A 25,083-nucleotide genomic window follows, 5' to 3' on the forward strand; every position below is an offset into this window, starting at 1 on the left:
CTTTTTTTGTTATTTATAATGTAATATTGGGAATATAATATTGCTTAAATAACTTAATAGCATATTGATCTGTTAAGCCTGCTACATAATCAACTACATCACGTGTAGAGTAAAACGCTTTACCTGTTTCACAGCCTTCCATATCATCAGGGTGTTCCATGAAGTGAGTAAATAGATTTTTCACCACATGGGATGCCTTTTTGCGATCCGGAATTAAAGCTGGTGCCAAATATACATGTTTAAACATAAATTGACGGAATAGATTCATCGTCATTTCCACATCAGCAGACATAGATATAGCTGGCTTATCCAAGGATTCCCGTACCATATCCTCTACCATTGCAGTAATCATACTGGATGGAGTCATGCCAAAATGTTCGCGCACTTCAAAAGGTAACGCCTCTGCCGTCAACATACCTGCTCGCTGTGCATCATCAAAATCGTGACATAAATACGCAATGCGGTCTACAATACGAATAATTTGACCTTCCAAGGTCACAGGAATTGTAGTTCCTGTGTGACCTACGATTCCATCTCGAACAGCGGTGGTTAAATTGAGTCCTTGATGATCACCATGTCTTTCTAATACCTCAACCATGCGTAAACTTTGCTCATTATGATTAAAGTGCCCCACCATATCTCGCAATGCATATTCGCCTACATGACCAAATGGTGTATGTCCCACATCATGACCCATGGCAATAGCTTCCACAAGATCCTCATTTAAACGTAATGCACGAGCTACAGTACGACCGATTTGACCTACCTCAAGGGTATGAGTCATGCGTGTCCGATAATGGTCACCTGGCGCAATATATACCTGTGTCTTATGCTTTAACCGTCTAAAACATTTACTATGAATGATACGATCTCGATCGCGTTGGAACGCGGTTCTAAGTGGATCAGGCTCTTCTTCTATATCACGGATTGCATCGCGGCTTTTAGCTGCATAGGGAGACAGAAGCAAAGCCTCCCTCTCCTCTATTTGTTCACGTATATTCATTTACCCTCCGACGCGCGATTTTTATCAATCAATTGCATAACAAGGGAAGCCGTTTCTTCAATGGATTTATTAGAAACATCTAACACTTGGCAGTGCAAACGACGCATAATAGCCTTTGCATAATCCAATTCAGATTGAATACGCTCAATAGATGCATAATTTGCTTCGTCTTCAAGACCGATAGCGCGTAAACGTTCACTACGAATATTATTTAATTTGTATGGATCTATAATAAGGCCCACGATTTTTTTTGCCGGAATCTTGAACAATTCCTCTGGCAACGGTACCTCTGGAACTAGTGGCAAATTTGCGGCTTTAATCTTTTTGTACGCCAAGAACATGGACAATGGTGTCTTACTAGTTCTAGATACACCAATAATAACTATGTCGGCCTTTTCAAAACCAGATGGATTTTTACCATCGTCATATTTCACGGCAAACTCAATAGCTTCAACCTTTTTAAAATACTCTTGGTCGAGTTTATGAACCATACCTGCTGTCATACGCGGTTTAGTAGTCGCGATAGTACCAACTGCATCGAGAACAGGCCCCATGATATCCACAGCCGGAATATTATATTCAGCCACCTTCTCATGCAAATACTTACGTAAAGACGCAGACACAATGGTATGGCAAATAACATGATTCCCACGTTTTGCGTCGTCTATGACCTCATCAATTTGGCTTTCACTATCAATATAGGGAACACGGACAATTTCAATTTGCTCCTTATCATATTGACTCGCCGTAGCTCTCGCTACAGCCTCAGCAGTTTCCCCCAGGGAATCCGATATTGCATAAATAATTTTTTCTGCCATTCTATCAACCTCAGTGTATGCTACATTCTAAAAATACTTTTGCTACCGTCGTTTTTGATACACGGCCCACAACCTTTAAACGTTTCTTGTTACCTATATCCTCACGAACGACGACAGGTAAACAATCTACTTCATAATCTATCATTTTCTGTGCAGCCTCTACCAAAGTATCGGTAGGCTCCACCGATATAACCTTGCTTACAGGGGTCATAATCATAGATATAGGCATGGTATGCGAATCTGTTTGTCCCATAGAGGCGCGTAATAAATCTTTTCGAGATACCACACCTACTAGGTATGAGCCATCACACACTAATATGGTACCTACATCCTCTGTAAATAATGTGACAATTGTATCATACAAACTCGTATCCCCATTGACCACAACTGCTTGAGATAATACATCACTTACCAGAAATGACTTTAATCGCTCAGCCGTTTGTGTTTCCTTTGAAAGTCCTACATAGTAATAGCCTACGTTTGGACGTGCATCTAACACACCTAACATGGTCAATACTGATAAATCTGAGCGCAACGCAGATCTTGTGACCTCTAAATGTTCAGCAATGGCACTACCTGTTACAGGACCTTCTTCGCGAACGATTTGAGCAATTTGTTCTTGTCGTTTCGACAGTTTCACACGGTAACCCCCTTTCATCTCTGTTTGTATTATATCCTAAGTTACCATTCAGAAAAAGAGGAGACCCACAGGCCTCCTCTTTCACTATAACTATATTATTACCAAATTAGTTCGTCAGATTCTTGACGACCACGACCAGTCATAGCATCGAGCATAATTCGTTGTTCGATTTGAGCCACCATTTTCTTAGTATTAACCACTGCATCTGGGTTAACAGAAATGGAGTCGATACCGCTCTTCACAAGGAATTCGCAAAGTTCAGGGTATACGCTTGGCGCTTGGCCACAGATGGATACAGTTTTACCATCTTTATGGGCCACCTCAATGAGGTGACGAATTGCTCTGCGAACTGCTAAATTACGTTCATCATAGATATGTTGAACTGTTTCGTTATCGCGATCACAACCGAGTACAAGCATAGTCAAATCGTTAGAACCGATAGAATAACCATCTACATATTTATTAAATTGATCAGCTAAGATGATATTGGATGGAATCTCAGCCATGAGCCATACTTTAAAGTCTTTGCTACGTGCAAGACCTTCTTGAGCCATCAAATTAGTTACTAATTCAGCTTCTTCCACAGTACGGCAGAATGGAATCATAACTTGTAGATTTTTGAAACCAAATTCGTTACGTACTTTTTTGATTGCTTCTAATTCTAATTTGAAAGCAGGTGTGTACTTAGGATCATAGTAACGAGATGCGCCACGCCAGCCAAGTAATGCACTAGATTCATGTGGTTCATATTTATCGCCACCTTTAAGGTCACGGTATTCACTAGATTTGAAGTCGCTCAAACGAACTACTACTTGGCGAGGGGCTAATGCTTGGCATACTTTACGCATACCTTCCGCCAATGTATTTACAGCAAAGTCACTGCGCCCTGTTTCGATAAGGTGCAATGGATGTTCATGAATAAAGGTTGTCCAAATGAACTCTTCACGCATGAGGCCGATGCCATCACATGGTAGTACACCATATTTTTGGGCCAAATCAGGGTCGCCTAGATTCATATAAATCTTAGTGCCTGTTACAGGTACATATTCAGCTGCTGCCCCTGTAGAAACTTGAGCTTTAGGCTTTTTAACGATATCTTCTAATACGCCATCATATACGATACCATTTGTAGCATCAACAGTAATCATTTGACCATCTTTAATAGATGTAGTCGCTTCATGGCTACGGCTCTTAGTACCTACGATACAAGGAATACCAAGCTCACGGCTAACGATAGACGCATGACAAGTCATACCGCCAGCATCAGTAACGATAGCTTTTGCCTTTTTCATAGCAGGAACCCAGTCAGGAGCCGTCATAGCTGTGACAAGGATTTCCCCTTCTTTAAACTCGTCAATATCCTCAGGGTTGATGATTACGTGAGCTTTACCTGCTGCATTACCAGGGGAAGCTGGTAAACCTTTTACAATAATTTCACGATTGCCCGCATCTAAAGTGCTAGCTTTTTCAGTTGTTTCTGGTTTTTCTTTACGGGACCAAACTGTTTCTGGACGAGCTTGTAAAATCCAAATTCTACCGTCACGCTCATCTACGCCCCATTCCATATCCATGTAGCAACCATAATGTTTTTCGATTGCTTTAGCGTATTCAGCAAGCTCCAATACTTGAGCATCTGTAATAACTTGCTTTTTTGCTTCGTCGGCTGGAACCACTTCTTCAACGCAGTCACCATCAGCTTTACGAACAAGGCGGACATGTTTATCGTTAATCATACGGTCCGTAATTTCCATCTTTTCTTTATCCACACGGAAATTATCTGGTGTAACCGTACCTTGTACAACATATTCACCAAGACCCCAAGAGCCTTCAATAAGAATATTGTTATCATTGCCTGTTACAAGATCAACAGTAAACATTACGCCAGCTGCTTTAGAGAATACCATCATTTGAACTGCAGCACTCAATGCTACTGTCATATGGTCAAAACCTTGTTTTACACGGTAGTATGTGGCACGATCTGTGAATGTAGATGCGTAGCATTCTTTTACTTTTTCGATAATTACGTCAGCACCGCGTACATTTAAATACGTATCTTGTTGGCCTGCGAAGCTTGCATCTGGCAAATCTTCTGCTGTTGCACTAGAACGAACAGCTACAAACGGATTTTCTTCGTTCACTTTTTTACCAAGTTCTTCATAAGCATGACGGATAGCATCTGCCAAGTCTTTTGGCATTTCTTCCTGACAAATCATGCGGCGAATCTTAGCACACACTTCGCGCAATAATGCAGAATTTTCTACATCATCTAAAGCATCAAGCTCAGCCCGGATTTTATCTTCCAAACCTGTAGCTTTCATAAACTCACGATAACCATGAGCAGTTGTTGCAAAGCCATAAGGTACAGGTACATTAGTGGAGGATGTCAATTCCCCTAAAGAAGAAGACTTGCCACCTACTAAATTAACATCTTCACGTTGTAATTCATCAAACCAAAGTACGTATGCTGTTTCGCGATTCATGTGAGAACCTCCTAGATTAATTAGTGCAACACATTAAACCTTTTACACATAAATAGTATACCTTAATTTGTAATCTGTCAATTTATATAGGCATTAATATACAACAAAAAAATGATTGCCTAATTATAGACAATCATCTCCTATTTTAGTTTGACACATGAACAATAAATCTTAATTGATCGGGCTTCATATCACTGCCATTAACAAATAAAATACCATCCTCTAAAGTAATACGATATAGTAATGTAGCCTCTGAAGTCTCAATTTTTTCTACTTTACTATTAGGAAAAATATAGGTAATAGTTTCTAGAGTTTGTGGCATAACAGTTTTATAATCAGGGCTTACCTTCATATCAAGATACTGGACCCACTCCCCACGGCTATACTGACCATAAGACATTCTAATATCTTCACTATTAGAAACAACAACTAATCTATTCAAAACTGCTTCAGCAGTTTCATGTTTATTATCTTTATCAATCTTGTAATAAATGGAGTAGGTCAATGTGGAAAGTACGAATAACCCTAATAAAATAAATATATATTGCTTTTATTGCTTTTTTATAACATATAATACTCCACAAACATTTAATCTTACATTAAATAATATAGTTATAAATACATATGATTATTCTCTTGTTCTTCCTGGTTGTAGTAAAAATATATACATACCTAAAAAAAGAAACTCAGAAATCTCTTTATTTATAAGTCTACTCGATAAAATTAATATTATAAAAACAGGGTATACCCAATACGGAATCCCGATATCAGAAGCTCGTCTCATACCTGTCATAAAAAAGAAAGTAAAACCATATATACAAAATGAATACCCAAGAATATTATATATTAATCCCTCGCTAAAGGTATTAGCATACAACGCACTATGGCCATACTTTAAAGATATAACTCCTACTACAAAAGAAAATCCACTTCCGAAAAAGAAGAGTAAGCGTCCTAATGGAACTCTAGGATTTACAAACTTAACTTCTTTTATTGTTCCCAATAAAATCAGTAATATTGATATTATTATCCCTATAGGAAGCATAGCAAATCCAAGCCAATTTAATATTTCCAAATTTACACTCCAAATACTACTTTAATTAAAATCATGAACAAAACAAAAAATAAATTGACAAAAAATATTCCAGTTTCACTAAGATTATAGTATATCATAAGAAAATAGCCTCCACATACAAATATTAAACTAATAATAGCAAGTATGATTTCATATTTTTCCAAATGACTATTTTCTTTATATCTCTTATGTAAAACATAAGCCACATAAATAATCCATAACCATGGAACAAATTCAGGTTTCATTTAACATCCCTATATATATCTAAAAAATTCTTCAACACTCGTCCAGTAAGTCCCCATATGGTGTATTGTTTATAAGGATAGAAATAGACGGAATAGTTTTGTCTAATTTTCCAGTCGATATTATATCCTTCTAATAGATGGAATGGAAAATCTTTTAACGGCTTAGTTCCAATGTCTAGGTGACCTACGGTCGGTTCCATATCTAATAGATATTGTAAGGGAACTGTAAATACCTCACCTACTTCATCGGAATTTGGTTTTAAATCACTTGTATGTAGGCGCACGGCGACCGCATATAGTTTTACACCTATTGCGGATACTAAACAGTCTAGATTTCCTAGCAGTTCAATTTGATCTAAGTCTATACCAAGTTCCTCAGAGCATTCACGCATGGCAGCATGGGCACCGCTTTTATCATTAGGCTCACAGTGCCCGCCAGGGAAACTGATTTCACCGGGTTGACGTCGCAATGTATTACTACGCACGGTAAACACCATATGATCTTCTCCATCGATTTCTAATAGAGGCACGGCTACTGCCGCCGTAATAACATCAATATCTGTAAGAACAGTATGTTCTCGTTGTGATAAAAGGTTACTTAATTTCTTGTCCATAAATGGTCCTCTCACAAGTTATAATCTATTTTATACAATATTTGTAAAAATCTTTTATGTATCAAATTTGTATTTTATTTTTATATTGTCTTTGTATATTCATTATACATTAACTTGTAAGTCAATTTCTTGCTTCACAAACAACAGATTCAGTAGATAGATAATCTTATAAACAAAATAGACAGAAAAAACTGTGATGAGATTTCTATCTCATCACAGTTTTATATTAGTTAAATTTAATTTTTACAAATTTACGCTTACCAACTTGAATGATCATGCCATCTTCTAGCTTAAGGTTTTCTTCCGTGTATTTTTCACCGTTTACTTTGAAAGCACCTGCTTTAATGGATCGACGTGCTTCACCATTGGACGCAGTTAAACCAGCATCTGTACAGAATTGTGGGACAAAGATTGGTTCTGTTGGTGCATCCATAGCGTACTCAGGAATATCTGTAGGCATGGCGCGTTGTTGGAACACCCGTTTAAATTCTTCTTCCGCTTCGAGAGCAGCTTCTTCACCATGGTACAAGCGAACAATGGTACGTGCTAATTGCATCTTGGCATCACGCGGATGCAATTCACCGGATTCAAGACGCTTTGTCATGTCCTCTTGCTCTTCAATAGACATATCTGTAACGAGCATGAAATAACGCATCATCAATTCATCAGGAATGGACATTGCTTTACCATACATTTCTTTAGGTTCTTCATCAATACCGATGTAATTGCCCAAAGATTTACTCATTTTTTGAATGCCGTCAAGGCCTTCAAGCAATGGCATTGTAATAACAACTTGTGGCTCTTGACCTTCTAACTCTTGTAAATGACGCCCCATCAACAGGTTAAAAGTTTGGTCTGTGCCACCAAATTCAACGTCTGCATGTAATGCAACAGAATCGTGACCTTGCATCAATGGGTACATGAACTCATGCACGCCAATAGGACGACCTTCTTTAAAGCGTTTGCTGAAATCATCGCGTTCCATCATACGGGCAACTGTATAAGAGCTAGCCAAACGAAGTACGTCAGCAAAATTCATAGATTCTAACCATTCACTATTGTCACGAACGATTGTTTTTTCTGGGTCTAATACCTTGAAGATTTGTGTCTTATAAGTTTCAGCATTTTTCAATACTTCTTCTTTTGTTAATGGTGGACGAGTAACACTTTTACCAGTAGGATCACCAATACGAGCAGTGAAGCCACCGATGACGATCACTACTTGATGACCAAATTCTTGGAATAAACGCAGCTTGCGAAGAGGAACAGTATGTCCCAAATGAATATCTGGAGCCGTTGGATCCAAACCTAGTTTTACAACTAGTGGTTTATTTTCCTTAATGGATTTCTCTATTTTTTTTACAAGATCTTGTTCGTTAATTAAATCCGCTACACCATGTTTAATTTGGCGCACTTGTTCTTGAGCACTAATCATGATAATCCTCCTAGAAATACTATTGTTTAAGTATACCATTATCTAAAAACTTTCACAATTATATATAGTATTGGATTTAAACCATTTATGATATAATATTTATAACTGCGTAATAGAATTTACGTTATATTTACTAAAAGAAAAAAGAGGTGACTCTATGAGTAGTAACTCAAATACGAGAACCAATCGCCGCTCAAATGGCAATGGTTCTACACCGAAGAAAACAAATCCTAAGCGTCTATTTTGGATTTGTACACTTCTCTTTATACTCATCGTAGCCGGTGGTGGCTGTGGTTTCATAAGTGCCACATTATCAAATCTACCGGATGTATCCAATGTACGCCCTTCTGCATCGTCTCAGATTTATGACGTGCATGGCAATCTCATTACTACGGTTCACTCCACAGAAAATAGATTACCAGTACCTCTAAAAGATGTACCAAAAGATTTACAGAATGCCTTTGTAGCTACAGAAGATTCTCGGTTCTATACGCATCATGGTATTGACCCAATTGGTATTTTACGTGCCGTATGGGTAAACATTGTACATAGCGGCGTATCTGAAGGTGGTTCCACAATTACTCAACAGTTAGCTCGTAATGCATTCTTATCTCAAGATAGAACATTAAAACGTAAAATTTCCGAAGCTTTATTAGCCCTTAAAATTGAACAACATTACACCAAGGATGAAATCCTTGAAATGTATATGAACCAAATCTACTTTGGTCAAGGTGCTTACGGTGTACAATCTGCATCTCATGTATATTTTGGTAAGGATGCTAGTGAGTTAACACTTGCACAAGCGGCACTCATTGCTGGTTTACCACAAAGCCCTAACTATTACTCCCCATTTAATGATTTGGAGGCTAGTAAAAAGCGTCAAGCCGTCGTATTGGGCCAAATGGTAAAATATGGTTATATTACACAAGAGCAAGCTGACGAAGCTCGCCAAGCAGATTTAGGTTTGATAGCTAAACAAGAACAAGCTCATGAGAAATCTAATGCATCTTACTTCATTAACTATGTTATTTCTCAAATTTCTGAAAAGTACGGCGATGATGCCATCTATAAAGATGGATTAAAAATCTATACTACTCTCGATATGGATGCACAAAATGCTGCAGTTGCAGCAATGCAAAACTTGCCTAATTACTACACTGATAAAAATGGATTATCTCAACCACAAGGTGCTATAGTAGCTATGAACCCTCACAATGGTTACATTGTAGCCATGGTCGGTGGTCGCGGTGATGACGCTTTCAACCGCGCTACACAAGCAGAACGTCAACCTGGTTCCACTATGAAACCTTTCGTTTACTTAGCAGCTATTCAATCAGGTAAAACTCCTGGTTCTATAGTTGAGGACAGTCCTGTTACTTTCGGTAATTGGAGTCCTAAAAACTATGAAAATGACTACGAAGGTAATATTACATATCGCTACGCATTACAGCATTCTCGCAACGTAGCAGCTGTAAAAGTTGCCGATGAAGTAGGTATGACTAAAGTTATTAATCTTGCTAAAGAAATGGGTATCTCTACTCTAACTGATCAAGATTACAACTTATCGACAGCACTTGGTGGTTTAACTCATGGTGTTACTCCTCTTGATATGGTACAGGCTTACGGTGTACTTGCTAATGGCGGTATCAAGGTTCAACCTACAGCTATCCTTAAAATTGTAGATCGCAACGGCCAAGTTGTAGAAGAAAACTCTATCCAAGAAAAACGCGTTATTGATGAAAAAGATGCGGCCATCATAACTAATATGCTAGAATCTGTTATAAATGGCGGTACTGGCGGTAATGCAGCCATCGGTCGTCCTGCAGCAGGTAAAACAGGTACTACTGATGATTCCAAAGATGCTTGGTTCATAGGTTACACTCCAGATTTAGTAGCTGCCGTTTGGATTGGTGATGACTACGGCACCGAAACATTACACGGTATTACAGGTGGTAGCACACCTGCTGTTATGTGGGGGCAATTCATGGCCAATGCTCTTGCCAATACTCCAGCATCTGACTTCCCTATCCCAGCTAGCGCACAATCAGCAATCTCTGAAGGTTACGTCAATCCTGCAAAGGCACAACCTAAAAAAGAAGATAAAAAGGACGAAAAAGCAGATAAGAAAGACGATACAGGCAAAACAACAGATGAAAAGATAAAAAGTAATGACAAGCCTCAAAAAGAAGAGGTTACAGAACAAAAATCAAATTCATCGAAAAATAAAAAGTCTAAAAAGGAACGCTAATTCAACAGTAGTTTCTAAAAGGGCGGAACTCAGTGTTCCGCCCTTTCTTTTATACTTATTTACTATCCAAATATTATCTATACAAAAAGGTAGCAAGCCCTAGGATCTTACTACCTTTTTATTTCCATATACAATATTTTGAAAATTATATTTTTATTTAAGAACTACATTTGTAGCCCCTGCACCACCTTCATCATAACCGGCTATTTCAAAGTGCGCTACATGAGGCAAGGTACGTAAATATTGGTGAACGCCTTCACGTAATGCACCTGTACCCTTACCATGAATAATACGCACTTGATTAACACCACCAAGCAAAGCTTGGTCAATAAATCTACCTACAGAAACGGTCGCTTCATCTACTGTTTGGCCAAGAATATTGATTTCAGTACGAACCTCTTTTTGACGTTGTACGGCGGAGCCACCCATACGTTTTCTAGTCTTAGGCATGGCTGCTTTTTGTTCACGTGCTAGTTTATTGCCTTCTTCACGTGTAGTTGATTGTAATTCGCTAACCTTAACGGTAGCTGTTAGTCCATTAATATCAACATTTACACGGTTACCATTGATAGATAACACAGTACCCAACGAACGCAAGGACGTAACATAAACAGCTTGGCCTACCTTAATAGCATCTGCGGTTAACGACTTACGATCATCATCCACTGCAGCTTCTGGTACATGAACACTAGAAATCCCCTTACGTGCTGCATTAATAGCCGATTGAAGCCTATCCTTATTTGTTTCAGAGAATTGCGCTTTCAATTGCTTGATAATCGCTTCCCCTTCAACGCGTAAACTACGTTTCATGGATTCTGCATCGGCCTGAGCTTTGGCTAAGATTTGTTTACGATTTTCATTAAACTGTTTCTTTTCCTTCTCTAATTGGCCACGCATACGACGTGTTTCATCAAGTTCTTTCTTTAACGCTCTTTCACGTTCAGAGGCTTTACGGAGTTGTTCGTTTAAGTCGGAAAGAACTTCTTCCATTTCATGACTACCAAATTGAGATTTATACTCTGTTGCGCGTTCTACAATGTCCTTTTGTAAGCCTAAACGTGCAGCAATGCTTAACGCATGGCTACTGCCGGCTACGCCGATATGGAGCCGATATGTAGGTTTTAAGGTGCGCTCATCAAACTCTACGTGACCATTTTCAATACCTTCCGTATGGTAAGCATAATTTTTAAGCTCATTATAATGGGTACTTACCATCATAAGGGCACCTTTTTTACGGAAGAACTCAAGAATAGATACAGCTAATGCGCTACCTTCTTCTGGATCAGTACCAGACCCAAGTTCATCCAGTAAAACCAAGTCGTTAGGACCACAATGTTTGATGATGGAAATAACTTGTGTCATATGAGCAGAGAACGTACTAAGGCTGGCCTCAATACTTTGCTCGTCTCCAATGTCGGCAAAGATATTATGGAATACTGGTAACATAGAACCGTGATCAGCAGGGATAAATAGGCCACATTGATTCATCAAGCTCAACAGGCCCAATGTTTTAAGGGAAACTGTTTTACCACCTGTGTTAGAACCAGTAATTAGTAAAATACGGTACGATGTACCTAATTGAATATTTGTAGGCACTACCATATTTGGTGGAATTAATGGGTGACGAGCTCTCATGAGATTAACGGTTCTGTCAGTACTTAAGATTGCCGGTACCCCCTTGTAAGAAATAGCAAGACTTGCCTTACCATATACAAATTCGATATGGGATACCTTTTCACAAGCATCCATCAAATCATTGCTATGTTGTTTTACAAGAGCCGATAACTCGCGGTAAATACGCAAGACCTCTTGCTCTTCACCAATCAAAGCCTCTTGTAATTCATTATTTAGATTCACCAAACGCATCGGTTCAATGTAAAGTGTTTGACCCGTTGCAGAACGGTCGTGAATAAGGCCATCAAAGTATTGGCGATACTCTTGTTTTACAGGAATTACGTAACGATTATTACGCTGCGTAATGATGGTTTCTTGGAAATACTTTTGATTATCTTTATCATGCAGGATAGCTTGAATATCATTTTTAATCTTTTCACGAGTTTTAATAATCGTATTTCTAAGGCTCGCCAATTTAGGAGACGCTGTATCAAGCAATTCCCCCTTTTCATCAAAGACGCGTTTAAAACGGTTTTCAATGCGATCTGTATTCGGCATATCCTGTACCCATAGGGATAGCAATGGATAATCCATATATTTCGTTCTAAAGAACTTTGTCATGCGCTTATAAGCACCAATGGTCAAATAAATATCCCACAATGCTTCACGAGTAAGGACAAAGTCTTTTCGACTCTTTTTACAGGATTCACGAATATCTCGTGTACCACCTAACGGTTGTTCTACCTCTGTTTGTAGTGAACGCATAGCCTCTGCTGTTTCATCAAGATTCTCTTGAATTTGTTTTGCATCGATCATTGGCTCAATATTCATAGCCAATTCTTTAGCAATGGTAGAACTACAATGCTGTTGTAATTGTTCTTTTATATGGTGAAAGTCTAATACATCTTCGTTAAACAATGTACTACCTCTTTTATAAAATACCTCTAAAATAGTGGCCCCTTGTAATAGGCGTATCATCCTTGCCTACGCTTTTAGGAGGAGCCTCTTTTGTTCCATTTTGAATAGATACATAATCTGCTACAATGTTACGCAATCGATGTGGATCCATATGACGCCCATCGATGCGCAAGATATGTAGACCTTTACGATATAACTCGGGCACGTAAGCACGCATATCCATTTCATGACTATTCATGATGTGCATGCGGCAATAAGGATCGGTACGCAATGGGAACACTTCCCCTTTACGGTCCTTCAATGCATAGTCCTCTGTTACACATGGCATAGGACAGTTTTCCTTTTTGCCAGTGCCCACAAAACTAGCGATGGCACAATACTCAGAAATCATCATTTCTGTATAACCGTGTACCATTACCTCTAATGGCAAATGAGCAGATTTTTGTAAGTTTACTAATTGTGCCAAGGTCAACTCTAAGGATGGAGCTATACTACTCATATTAAAATCTTGCCATACTTGTAGTGCAGAGCCATTGAATATGTTAAGACCTGTATCAGCTTCAATAGCACCTGAATATCCTAACTCACGAAGCCATAATAGAGCTTGTGGCATATGAATAGAAATGCTATCTGGTTTAGACTCAACTATGGCCTTAAGCGTATTCATGTACGCGTCTACCTCATCATCTTTAACGACGCGAGGCGTAGCAAATACACAAAGCACATTATGCTCTTTACAAAGTTTGGCTACCTGCTCGTAGATGCTAATTTCATAAGGCTTACGTTGCAAACGGTCACCACCAAAGATAATCTTCTTAGCACCCCCTTCGATTGCTGCTTTTACACCATCGAGTTCATCAACGCGAGCACTCACCATAGGCTCTGTGTATTGAACCTTACTTTTAGCTACTAATGATGACATATTTCGGGGTTCTACAGCACGTTCTGCCCAAGCTGCTTCATGGTCTGTAAGCAACAAGTTTTCTAGCGCCTCTACAGCATCGCGACGCAATGCATTTAAAACACTAGCGGGCCACATGTACGGTCCATCAGGAATAGACATAGAGCCTAGTGTAAATAATGTATTCCCTAATCTACCTACTTGATCTCTAACCTTCTCTAATGTAGTCGGTTTATTGTTAGCATAAACAGGTTCAAACTCGTTAGATATAGTCACAGTACGACCATCATTCAATACAAAGGTTAGTTCTGTATAAGGTATTTCTCGTTCAGTATTAATAGATAGATAACCATGTACCTCTAATTTAGCGGTAAAGTCTTGTAGTCCCCGTTGCTTTTGAGCTTTAGGGCCTGATGCAAGGAATACTTGCCCCGCAGCAAAGCCTTCATCCGGTTTACCTACAATATGCTTTTCATCCACTAGAGACCAGTTCTGATCGATTTGATAGTACGTAATACTACCAGAACGTTGCATGACCTTTAAGAGTGATCCTTTTTCAATTGGTTCTGTTAGGAATAAATGAACTTGACCCTTTTTGACCTCTGCTTTGCCAATCAATTTCCCTTGATTATTTGGGGCCACCACGGTCATCATTGATTTTCCTACATGGTCTGTTAAATAATCCGTAGAAAATCCACGATTAAATCCAGAAGCTAATGCATCGGCATCAGTAGAATCTATATGAGCCGTATCTAAAATATGACGATAGGTTCCAATAACTTGACGCACGTAGGAAACCTTTTTCATACGCCCTTCTACCTTAAAGGACGTAACACCGGCCGCCACAAGTTCATTCATATATTCACTATAGTTAAGATCCTTTGGACTTAATAGATAGGCTTCGTGTTTTGGCAACAAGCTAGCACCTAAAGAATCCAATAGCTCATAAGGCAACCGACAAGGCTGTGCACAAGCACCACGGTTACCACTGCGACCACCGATGAAAGAACTCATTAAGCATTGACCAGAATAACATACACACAACGCACCGTGTACAAAGACTTCGATTTCAGCTGTACAGTTCTTGCAAATATGTTCAATTTCAGCGAGGCTCAATTCACGAGCTAAAACGACACGTGTAAAACCGAGACTTTCATAAAAACGAACCGCATCGAGCGTAGCTGCAGTCATTTGTGTACTGCCATGTAAGTGTAATTTAGGAGCCACTCGCTGCGCCAATTTAGCCACTGCTAAATCTTGAACGATGATAGCATCCACGCCGATGCGCTCTAAGTCCTTTAAATATGCCTCAAGAGCAGATAATTCGGAGTCACCTATGAGGATATTTACCGTTACATATACAGACACATCTAGAATATGGGCCAAGCGAATAGCCTCGGTTAATTCCTCAATTCCAAAGTTTGCTGCATGAGCTCGGGCATTAAAACCTTTGCCACCAAGATAAATGGCATCTGCTCCAGATTCTAAAGCGGCTATAAAGTTTTCCATCGTACCGGCAGGAGCCAATAATTCCATGGACAGTCCTTTCTACCTAACTAAAGGCATAACTATAGTACTAAAAGGGTTTACCATATGGTAAACCCTTTCAATATACTGCTTAAAATTAACGTAATTTGCAGTTAATTTCTGCTAATGCATCAATAATAGCTTGAATATTACCGTCAATATCCTCATCATTCAACGTACCTTCCATAGAGCGGAATTGTAAGTTGTATGCGAGACTGCGGTAACCTGCTTCGATATGTTCACCTTCATAAACATCAAAGATAGACGCACTTTCTAAATATTCTCCACCATGTTCTTTAATGATGGATAAAATTTCACCACTAGATACGGACACAGGTGCAACGATGGCAAGGTCACGGCTAGTGCCTGGGAATTTACTGAAGGATGTATAACGGAACGGTGGAATCGTTAAGGATAATACGGCTTCCAAATCGATTTCAAACATATATACTTTGCCAGGTAAGTCAAAGTTTTTGCTCACTTGTGGATGTAATTCACCATATTGAGCAATCATTTTACCATCAACTACGTATTGAGCACTCACACCTGGGTGAAAGTATGGCTCAGTGCCACGATTAACTTCATAGCTTGTAACGCCTAGTTCAGCTAACAACGCATCTACAATACCCTTTACATCATAGAAATCTGTAGTGCGTTCTGCTTGATTCCAACCAGCTTGGTTTGCTTTCCCCATCAAAATACCACAAGCCATAGGGCGTTCATGAGGTACTTCTGTTAAAGGTAAATCTTTTGGTTCATACACATTAGCCGTTTCAAATAACCAAAGATCCTTATTTTGTTGTGCAATATTGCGTTTTGCTGCTTCGATAACAGCCGGCACCAATGTAGTACGCATATAAGGGAATTCTTCGGAAATAGGGTTCAAGATTGGAATGGCTGTATAACGGCTATCCCCTTCAGGAAGCATCATATTGGAAAGACCATCTTTATGCATGAAGCTAAATGTAATGATTTGAGTCATACCCAATTTAGCCAAAGCATGTGTATCCTCTTTAATAAGAGCTTTCTTAGGTGTCATACCACCAGAGGACAATACGGCTACAGGAATTGTCGGAGTAATATTATCGTAGTTGTAAATACGAGCTATTTCTTCAGCGATATCAGGCATCACTGTTACATCACCGCGCCATGTTGGAACAAGGGCAGACAACTTGTCGCCGTCTTCGGTTACAACGAACTCAAGGGCTGTCAAAATACGAACCATTTCGTCTTTTTCAATGTTTGTACCCAAGTAATCATTGATTTGTGCTGCTGTGAAAGTAACTGTATGTTGTTCTACAGGATTTTTATATACATCGATAACGCCTACATCAACTTTACAAGTAGGGCAAATTTGTTGCAATAATTGCGCCGCTCTGTCGATAGCATAGGCGGTGTATTTATGATTTACACCACGTTCAAAACGGCCAGATGCTTCAGAGCGCATGCCAAGAGCTTTAGCAGTGCGTCGAATAGATGGACCATTAAATACAGCAGCTTCAAACATAACTGTGGTCGTTTCGTTTGTCACTTCACTATCAAAGCCACCCATGATACCTGCTACACCTACTGGACGTTCAGCATCAGCAATGATAAGCATGGAGTCATTCAATTCGCGTTCAGAACCATCAAGTGTAACAAGCACTTCACCATTTTTAGCACGTCTCGCCACTAATTTATGACCTTTTACATGATCATAATCATAGGCATGCATAGGTTGACCAAGTTCTAACATAACATAATTTGTTACGTCTACTACATTATTAATAGGACGAATGCCGCTATTACGTAAACGGTTTTGCATCCACAATGGGGATGGCTCAACCTTAACATCAGTTACTACGCGAGCTGTAAAACGCGTACAAAGGTCATCAGCTTCGATAGATACAGATGCTTTGCCTTCAATGGATTCTCCATTCTCGTTAACCATAATAACAGGGAATAAAGCTTTTTGATTTGTCATGACTCCAAATTCACGGGACAAACCAACCATTGAGAAGCAATCAGCTCTGTTAGCGGTGAGTTCAAATTCATATACTGTATCATTTAAGCCTAAAACATCTTTTACATCAAGACCAATTGGTGTTCCTTCAGGGAAAATGTAAATTCCTTGAGCTTCTTCTGGCAATACTAAGTCGCTAGAGATACCAAATTCTGCAACGGAACAGAACATGCCTTCAGAAACAACGCCACGCAATTTACCTTTTTTAATTTCTGTACCATCTGCTAAGCGAGATTTATGATACGCTACAGGCACGATTTGACCTACTGCAACATTTGTAGCAGCCGTTACGATTTGTTTTGTAACAGGTTCACCTTCTTCTGTAAGGCATTCAACTTGGCATACTTGTAATTTATCTGCATCTGGATGTTTTGTAATCTCAACAATTTTACCAGTATAAATTTTCTTAATGCCATTATCCATAGCAATGACATCTTCTACAGGAATACCAGCTTGTGTTAATTCATCGGCCAATTCTTGAGCAGGACGATTCATATCCACAGGCACGTATTCATTCATCCACTGTAAACTTGCTTTCATGAGTTCCTCCTAAAATTGTTCCAAGAATCGTACATCATCTTCAAAGAATAGACGTAAATCGTTAATGCCATATAAAAGCATAGCAATACGTTCTACGCCCATGCCAAAGGCGAAGCCTTTAACCTTTTCAGGATCGTACCCATTAATACGCAATACATCGGGATGAACCATACCGCAGCCCAAAATTTCAAGCCAACCTGTATGAGAACATACACGGCAACCTTCGCCACCACACATTACACAGGAAATATCTACCTCTGCAGATGGTTCTGTGAATGGGAAGAAGCTTGTACGGAAACGTACCTTTGTTTCATCACCGTACATGTGACGTAAGAAGGACTCTAATGTGCCTTTTAAGTCAGCAAATGTAATATGCTCATCGATGATGAGGCCTTCCACTTGATGGAATACAGGGGAATGAGTCGCATCATAGTCCCAACGGTAAACCTTACCAGGCGCAATCATACGGATTGGGCTATTAGGTTCATGACGTTGCATTGTACGAGCTTGTACTGGAGATGTATGCGTGCGCAATAAGAAGTTTTCTGTAATATAGAAGGAATCTTGCATATCACGTGCAGGATGATCTTTAGGCAAGTTTAAGCATTCAAAGTTATAGTAATCTTGCTCTACTTCTGGACCTTCTTCAACGGTATACCCCATTTTCATGAAGAAGTCTTCAATCATTTCATTAACCTTTGTTAATGGATGGATATGACCAGCTTTTTGTGCACGGCCAGGCAATGTAATATCGATGCGCTCTTTTTCTAAACGAGCATTTAACTCTGCAGTTTCCATACGAGCTTTAACTGTATCAATTTCAGCCTCTAACGCTTCACGAACAGCATTAACGAGGGCGCCAGCCTTCGGACGTTCTTCTGGAGATAATTTACCAAGACCTTTTAGTAAAGCCGTTACCTCGCCTTTTTTACCTAAATATTTAACACGTATATCTTGCAACGCTTGTTGATCAGCAGCGTCTTTGATGGCATCAAGGGCTTCTGCCTTAATACGTTGTAATTCTTGTTCCATTCAAGCATCCTCCTATTTGTAAAAGTCTAACTTATATTATACCAAATCAGGGTTGTCTTCTTCAATAAAACGCCATGGTAAATCAGGTAATGGCTTCTCTTCTAGTACAAAAAATGTACCCCGTGCCAAGTGAACAAGTTCACCTAATTCATTATAAATACGAGCGGTAGCAACCATAGTAGTTTTACCATTGTGCTCTACATTGGCTACACCACGCAATACAGCACCGCCTTTAACAGCTTTCACATAGTTACCATTAAGATCAATGGTGCTAACAGATTTTCCCAATGTAAAACAAGCAGTCCCCATCACACTATCTGCTAAGCCAATACATACGGCACCATGCAAATCCCCTCTAAAATTGCAGTAATCTGTTTCATTTGTTTGCAATGTCATTTCCGCATGACCTGGTTCCACTGCTGTAATCTCAGAATCTTTCACCCAAGAAAATGGGTTTTGATCTCGTAATTCGTTGAAATATTCTAACAATGTTGTAGCCATAAGGTTCTCCATTCTATATACATACCCATAGATTAACTAATCTAAATACTAAGTCTATTACATTACCTGTATGAAAATCTTTATAGTTATATGTCAAAATTCAATACAAACATATAAAAATGGTGCGTTACATCATACATATTGTATCATGCAACGCACCATATGCGAATAACTCTATCTAATTATATGGTATGTTCTTAAGAAAACACATTTATAAATTCAAAACTATTCATAATGCAATGCATCGATTGGATTGAGCTTAGCCGCTTTACGGGCTGGGTATATACCAAAAATCAAACCAATAGCCATGGAAAAGGCAAAGGACATTATGATTGTTGGAACAGATACAATTGTACTCATTCCAGATACCATTCCGATTACTTTTGAGGCTCCTATACCGAAAGCAATACCAATAAAGCCCCCCATCAAACTTATTACAACAGCTTCTATTAAGAATTGTGTAACAATTACGCTATACGTAGCCCCCAAAGCTTTACGCACGCCAATTTCTCGAGTCCGTTCCGTTACAGATACAAGCATGATGTTCATAATACCAATACCACCTACAACGAGTGAAATCGCAGCTACAGCCCCTAGGAATAACGTAAATGTTCCCGTCGTCTGAGCCACTGTTTCCATAATAGATTTCATATTTTGAATATTAAAATCATCCAAATTTGTATCTTTTATATTATGACGAACACGCAACAAATTCTCTATATCTGCCTGCAAACGGTCAATGCCCTCATCATCCTTAGCCACAACATAGACCATGCGAAGATAATCAATCCCCTCTACGCGCTCCATCGATGTAGTATATGGAATTAACACCGTATCATCTTGGTCATTGCCCATGGTTCCGTTCCCTTTACTTTTGAGAACACCAATTACACGAAACGGTATATTCTTAACGCGAATTTCCTTGCCTACAGGATCTTCATCGGCAAACAAATTTTTTACTACCGTTTGGCCTACAACCGCTACACGTTCTCGGTTCTGAACATTTTTATCGGAGAAAAAACGACCAGATGTCATAGTCCAATTATTTACGTCCTGAAAGTTAGCATTAACCCCCGCAACAGATGTAGTCCAGTTTTTATTTTGATAAATCACCACATAAGAGCCATTTGTCATAGGACTGGCAGCTTTTACACCTTCTAACTTGGCAATAGCTTCATAGTCAGATATTTTCAACGATTTCATGGACCCCTGCGAAGGTCTAACACCTGGCGTCCGCGGCGCCCCTGGCATAACTACAAGTAAATTGGAGCCTAGGCTAGAAATAGAATCCTCAATATCTTGCTTAACCCCATTACCGATAGATACCAAGGCAATAACAGCTGCTACACCGATAATGATACCTAACATGGTCAAAAGGGATCGTAATTTATTTGCAACCAAGGAAGCCCATGCCATTAGAAAACTTTCTTTATACATTAGGCACCTCCTTTATAGGAGTCATATTAGAATTGATCGAATCCTCTACGATTATCCCATCTTTCAAGACTACATTACGACTCGCGTACGTAGCAATATCCGGTTCATGTGTAACTAGAAGAATCGTACGGCCTTCATTATGAAGGCCTCGAAAGATGTTCATAACGTCAACGGTTGACTTGGAGTCAAGATTCCCTGTCGGTTCATCAGCCATGATAATAGCAGGATTATTTGCCAATGCACGAGCAATCGCCACACGTTGACGTTGCCCACCAGACAACTCGGATGGCAAATGGTCCATACGCTCGCCCAAGCCGACAGACTGTAATAATTGAGTGGCCCGTTCAATGCGCATCTTTTTATTTACACCGGCATAAATCATAGGAAGCGCTACATTTTCTAGGGCTGTCAATTTTGTCAACAAATTAAAGCTTTGAAATACAAAACCGATCTGTTTGTTACGTACATACGCAAGCTCATCATCAGATAAGGTAGCAACCTCGTCTCCATTGAGTCGATAAGAACCAGTTGTAGGTCGGTCCAAACATCCGAGAATATTCATAAAGGTTGATTTACCTGAGCCAGATGGTCCCATAATGGATACAAATTCACCCTTATTGACAACTAAATCAATGCCATGCAGAACAGGTACTGATAATTTGCCATTCACATAGGTTTTTGTAATTCCTTGTATGTCAATTACTGTTTGGTTCATAAGCACCTACCCTTAGAATGGTCCAGCTACATTATTTTTTGGTGCATTCACATCACCGCTTACGATAATTTCATCACCTTCAGATAAACCTTTTAAGATTTGAACATTAGTATCCCCAGTTACACCTGTAGAGACAGCGGTTCGTACTGGTTGACCATCTTTTATAACATATACATACTCACCTTGTTTGTCCGTACGTACAGCAGTAAGAGGAACTACCAATGTATTTTTAATATCTTCACCAAAGATTGTGGCACGAGCCGTCATAGTTGGTAAGAAATTACCTGCAATATTTTCAGGAATTTGAACCTTAACAGTATAGTACACAACGCTACTACTTGTTGTGCCCATATTACCTTTTGTACCTTTTGCAATTTCAGAAACGTAACCGGTGAAAGTTTCACCTGGCTTAGAATCTACAGTAAACTCTACCTTAGCACCTTGTTTGATATTGCCAATATCGGTTTCGTCTACAGTAAGATAAATCTCTAAATTTTTTAAATCTGCAATGGTAGCAATGATCATTTGTGTGGAAATACCAGTACTAATAGTTTGACCGGCTTTTAGCGGTGTACCAACAACAGTCCCAGACATTGGAGCTGTAATAGTAGCATCACTTAAATCTGCGGCAGCACGTTCATAAGTAGATTTAGCACGTTCATAAGATGTTACAGAATCATCATATGTTTGTTGTGCAATAGCATCTTGAGCCGCCAAGGATTTATAACGATTCATATCAAGTTCTGCTTTGGCTAACGCTGCACGAGCATCATCAACAGATGCTTGTAATTGACGTGTATCAATATAAGCGATAACTTGACCGGCCGTAACTTGATCATTCTCTTTAACTAAAACTTTTTCAAGTTTACCAGCAACATTTGTAGAAACATCTACATAATTTACAGGATTAATAGTACCTGTGGCACTGATACTAGTTTTTACATCACCCTTTTCAACCTTGCCAGTAGTATATAACGTTTGTGCTTGATTTGCATTTAGACTATCCATGTAGTAATATGTGCCGCCACCAAGAACACAAAGAACAACAGCACCAGTCACTATGCGTTTACGATGCTTTTGTAAGAATTCTTTCATTATGATCTCCTTTTTTAAGATGAAGATATATTAAAAAGACATTTATTCTATATCAACACATATAGTATTTTTAAATTATACAGCACCAATTGCTTTTACGCAATATAATTTCATTAATGAATAAATTATGATATATAAAAAATGGCCCTTACGGGCCATTAACTACTCAATATTGACAATAATCTATAATCCTTCTCATCAATTGGAAATTCAAGACGTTCTGCCTCTTCATAAGATAGTGCACGGATATGACCATCTATATAACCTACTAATCGGTTAGCGACACCACTCATCAATAAATTAATACAGACTTCACTCATGCGAGCCGCTAAAATAGCATCAAATGCCGATGGACCACCGCCACGTTGTAAGTAGCCTAACACAGTTAGGCTAGGATCAAATTCTGTATGCTCCTTGATAAAAGCTTTCACCTCACCGCTGTTATAGGCACCTTCTGCAACGAGGATAACACTATATTCTTTACCCCGAATTTGTGTTTCCTTTAAATGACGACAAACCGCATGTAAAGGCATGGGATTTTCAGGAACCAAAACTATTTCTGCCCCACAAGCTAGGCCTGCCTTTAATGCAATATGTCCAGCTTTGCGCCCCATAACCTCCACAATAGCTACACGTTCATGGGAGTTTGATGTATCACGAATACGCCCAACCGCATCAACTACCGTATTGAGAGCCGTATCATAGCCTATCGTATATTGTGTGCCACCCATGTCATTATCAATCGTACATGGAATGGTCATAGTAGACATACCAAGTTTAGATAAACTTGTAGCACCACGCATGGAGCCATCACCACCGATAACGACTAGATGGTCAATGTCATAAGCTTTCAAAATATTATAAGCTTTGCGTTGAATTTCTTCATTTTGAAATTCTGGAAAACGTGCTGTTTTCAGCATCGTACCACCTTGTGTTATGATGCCACCAACGTCTCGATTCGATAAGGGAAATATCTTTTCCTCAATAATACCTAAATAGCCACGTTCAATGCCAAATACTTCAAAACCTTCATGTATAGCTTTTCTAGTTAGCGCTCTTATGGCGGCGTTCATTCCAGGTGCGTCTCCGCCGCTTGTTAGTATTGCGATTCTTCTCATATCCATTACCCCCTTGTGGTGTACGTTGTTTGGATATACTATGTGCCTTACCTTTTTTATTCGTTTGATTAGAAGTCTTTTGTTTATACCTTTTATCATAACGAATTTTATTAGACATTGCTCTTTTTGATACTGCTTCAGAAATCTCTTTTTTCCTACTTTGGTGATTATTAAATTGTATATCTTCAGATGCTTCTTTAGCATCTACATCGTTTGTATCATTGGGTTGACGTCTTGCTTTAAATTGCACATCTGAGGCATCTAATTCATCCTCAATACGCTGTATAAAATCATAGGTCCGGCCATTTGTTGTATCTAGTACAAAATCGCACTGCTTATACACGGGCTTCCACGATTGTATCATAGCATGTACAAAGGCATTCACATTACTATAGTCCATGGTGGGCCGTTTCCCAACACGGCGATTCACGCGACTGACAATACGGAATTGTGCAGCTCGGATACCAATAATATAGGAATATTTTTTTAATACCTTTAAGGTGCGATGTTCAATAGGAAAATTCCCCCCCACAGAAATCACTGCTTCATGGTATAAGCAAACCTTTTTTAGTACATCCATTTCGGCGCGGCGGAATGCTTTTTCTCCTATCTTTTTAAAAATCTCAGCAATGGGCAACCCAAAACGACTTTCTAATACGCGATCGGTATCTACAAATTGCCAACCCTTGCGTTCTGCAAGGTTCCGTCCAAAGTGACTTTTGCCACTTCCCATAGAACCGATGAGCATAATATTCCGTTTTATTATCATCTATTATGTGCCCCTTATCATTACATATCCTTCATTGTACTATAAAATGGTCCAAAAACAAAGACAGACTATAGACATAAAATCTATAATCTGTCTCTATACAGTACACCCGATTTTCATTAAGGTTTTATAATCGATTTAATTGCACAATGCACATAAACTACATTACCTTTACGTTCTATATCTTCTATTTCTATACGGCGTGAAGGATCCTTTTCTTCAACAGTATTTATCCAGTTAATCATACGCTCTGTACTACCTAATACTGTTAATTCTAGTATACCTTCATGCTCATCAGTACTGACAATCATTAATGGTTCTCCTTGCAAGGAATCAAAAATATTTGTATTAGAACT

21 protein-coding genes are annotated in these 25,083 nt (G+C 39.1%); 1 reads left to right on the forward strand and 20 read right to left on the reverse strand.

Annotated elements, in window-relative coordinates; translation table 11 throughout:
• Positions 1-13: 13 nt before the first annotated feature.
• The 9 genes from HMPREF0873_RS02270 to tyrS form a co-directional block, all read right to left on the reverse strand.
• Positions 14-1,003: a deoxyguanosinetriphosphate triphosphohydrolase gene (locus tag HMPREF0873_RS02270; protein ID WP_008714080.1), complete on the reverse strand. Its 990-nt coding sequence runs from the start codon at positions 1,001-1,003 to the stop codon at positions 14-16.
• Positions 1,000-1,821: a pyruvate, water dikinase regulatory protein gene (locus HMPREF0873_RS02275; protein WP_008601139.1), complete on the reverse strand. Its 822-nt coding sequence runs from the start codon at positions 1,819-1,821 to the stop codon at positions 1,000-1,002. The genes HMPREF0873_RS02270 and HMPREF0873_RS02275 overlap by 4 nt, the downstream gene beginning before the upstream one ends.
• A 10-nt stretch (positions 1,822-1,831) precedes the next feature.
• Entirely contained in the window at positions 1,832-2,461 is a 630-nt protein-coding gene (locus HMPREF0873_RS02280) for a helix-turn-helix transcriptional regulator (RefSeq protein WP_232191990.1), read from the reverse strand.
• 98 nt (positions 2,462-2,559) lie between these two features.
• On the reverse strand, positions 2,560-4,941 hold the full coding sequence (gene ppsA, locus HMPREF0873_RS02285) for a phosphoenolpyruvate synthase (protein ID WP_008714084.1): 2,382 nt from the start codon (positions 4,939-4,941) through the stop codon (positions 2,560-2,562).
• 145 nt (positions 4,942-5,086) lie between these two features.
• On the reverse strand, positions 5,087-5,383 hold the full coding sequence (locus HMPREF0873_RS02290; protein ID WP_232191991.1) for a hypothetical protein: 297 nt from the start codon (positions 5,381-5,383) through the stop codon (positions 5,087-5,089).
• A 186-nt stretch (positions 5,384-5,569) separates the two neighbouring features.
• The gene (locus tag HMPREF0873_RS09925; protein WP_155105581.1) at positions 5,570-6,016 is read right to left on the reverse strand and encodes a hypothetical protein; all 447 of its coding nucleotides are present in this window, start codon (positions 6,014-6,016) and stop codon (positions 5,570-5,572) included.
• Between the two features lie 2 nt (positions 6,017-6,018).
• The gene (locus tag HMPREF0873_RS02300) at positions 6,019-6,261 is read right to left on the reverse strand and encodes a hypothetical protein (RefSeq protein ID WP_008714088.1); all 243 of its coding nucleotides are present in this window, start codon (positions 6,259-6,261) and stop codon (positions 6,019-6,021) included.
• A complete protein-coding gene (locus tag HMPREF0873_RS02305; RefSeq protein WP_038125402.1) occupies positions 6,258-6,875 on the reverse strand; it encodes a CoA pyrophosphatase in 618 nt (205 codons plus the stop codon). Before HMPREF0873_RS02305 ends, HMPREF0873_RS02300 begins: the two co-directional genes overlap by 4 nt.
• Positions 6,876-7,101: 226 nt before the next feature.
• Positions 7,102-8,310 (reverse strand): tyrosine--tRNA ligase, encoded by a 1,209-nt coding sequence (gene tyrS, locus HMPREF0873_RS02310; RefSeq protein ID WP_008714092.1) that lies wholly within the window; start codon positions 8,308-8,310, stop codon positions 7,102-7,104.
• A 157-nt stretch (positions 8,311-8,467) separates the two neighbouring features.
• On the opposite strand from tyrS, the gene HMPREF0873_RS02315 reads away from it, so the two are divergent.
• Positions 8,468-10,558, forward strand: a complete 2,091-nt coding sequence (locus HMPREF0873_RS02315) for a transglycosylase domain-containing protein (protein WP_008714094.1) — start codon at positions 8,468-8,470, stop codon at positions 10,556-10,558.
• Between the two features lie 153 nt (positions 10,559-10,711).
• Here HMPREF0873_RS02315 and HMPREF0873_RS02320 read toward each other — a convergent pair whose 3' ends face one another.
• From HMPREF0873_RS02320 to HMPREF0873_RS10045, 11 genes are all read right to left on the reverse strand, one after another.
• Complete coding sequence (locus tag HMPREF0873_RS02320) at positions 10,712-13,090, reverse strand: endonuclease MutS2 (protein ID WP_008714096.1); 2,379 nt, start codon at positions 13,088-13,090, stop codon at positions 10,712-10,714.
• Between the two features lie 13 nt (positions 13,091-13,103).
• A complete protein-coding gene (locus HMPREF0873_RS02325; protein ID WP_008714099.1) occupies positions 13,104-15,527 on the reverse strand; it encodes a DUF3656 domain-containing protein in 2,424 nt (807 codons plus the stop codon).
• Positions 15,528-15,615: 88 nt separating this feature from the next.
• Complete coding sequence (gene pheT, locus HMPREF0873_RS02330; protein ID WP_008714100.1) at positions 15,616-18,060, reverse strand: phenylalanine--tRNA ligase subunit beta; 2,445 nt, start codon at positions 18,058-18,060, stop codon at positions 15,616-15,618.
• Between the two features lie 9 nt (positions 18,061-18,069).
• Complete coding sequence (gene pheS / locus HMPREF0873_RS02335; RefSeq protein ID WP_008714102.1) at positions 18,070-19,092, reverse strand: phenylalanine--tRNA ligase subunit alpha; 1,023 nt, start codon at positions 19,090-19,092, stop codon at positions 18,070-18,072.
• Positions 19,093-19,128: 36 nt separating this feature from the next.
• A complete protein-coding gene (locus HMPREF0873_RS02340) occupies positions 19,129-19,593 on the reverse strand; it encodes a PaaI family thioesterase (protein ID WP_004696117.1) in 465 nt (154 codons plus the stop codon).
• A 225-nt stretch (positions 19,594-19,818) separates the two neighbouring features.
• Entirely contained in the window at positions 19,819-21,030 is a 1,212-nt protein-coding gene (locus tag HMPREF0873_RS02345; RefSeq protein ID WP_038125403.1) for an ABC transporter permease, read from the reverse strand.
• Positions 21,023-21,745 (reverse strand): ABC transporter ATP-binding protein, encoded by a 723-nt coding sequence (locus HMPREF0873_RS02350; protein ID WP_038125404.1) that lies wholly within the window; start codon positions 21,743-21,745, stop codon positions 21,023-21,025. Before HMPREF0873_RS02350 ends, HMPREF0873_RS02345 begins: the two co-directional genes overlap by 8 nt.
• A gap of 12 nt (positions 21,746-21,757) precedes the next feature.
• Positions 21,758-22,840: an efflux RND transporter periplasmic adaptor subunit gene (locus tag HMPREF0873_RS02355; RefSeq protein WP_004696124.1), complete on the reverse strand. Its 1,083-nt coding sequence runs from the start codon at positions 22,838-22,840 to the stop codon at positions 21,758-21,760.
• Positions 22,841-22,998: 158 nt separating this feature from the next.
• Positions 22,999-23,913: an ATP-dependent 6-phosphofructokinase gene (locus HMPREF0873_RS02360; protein ID WP_038125407.1), complete on the reverse strand. Its 915-nt coding sequence runs from the start codon at positions 23,911-23,913 to the stop codon at positions 22,999-23,001.
• Positions 23,885-24,727 (reverse strand): shikimate kinase, encoded by an 843-nt coding sequence (locus tag HMPREF0873_RS02365; RefSeq protein ID WP_038125409.1) that lies wholly within the window; start codon positions 24,725-24,727, stop codon positions 23,885-23,887. The genes HMPREF0873_RS02360 and HMPREF0873_RS02365 overlap by 29 nt, the downstream gene beginning before the upstream one ends.
• Positions 24,728-24,846: 119 nt before the next feature.
• Positions 24,847-25,038 carry a hypothetical protein gene (locus HMPREF0873_RS10045; protein WP_004696130.1) on the reverse strand — a complete coding sequence of 64 codons (192 nt, stop codon included), beginning with the start codon at positions 25,036-25,038 and terminating at the stop codon, positions 24,847-24,849.
• Positions 25,039-25,083 lie beyond the last annotated feature (45 nt).

It is taken from the genome of Veillonella sp. 3_1_44, assembly GCF_000163715.1.
In the GTDB taxonomy this organism is placed as follows: domain Bacteria; phylum Bacillota; class Negativicutes; order Veillonellales; family Veillonellaceae; genus Veillonella; species Veillonella parvula_A.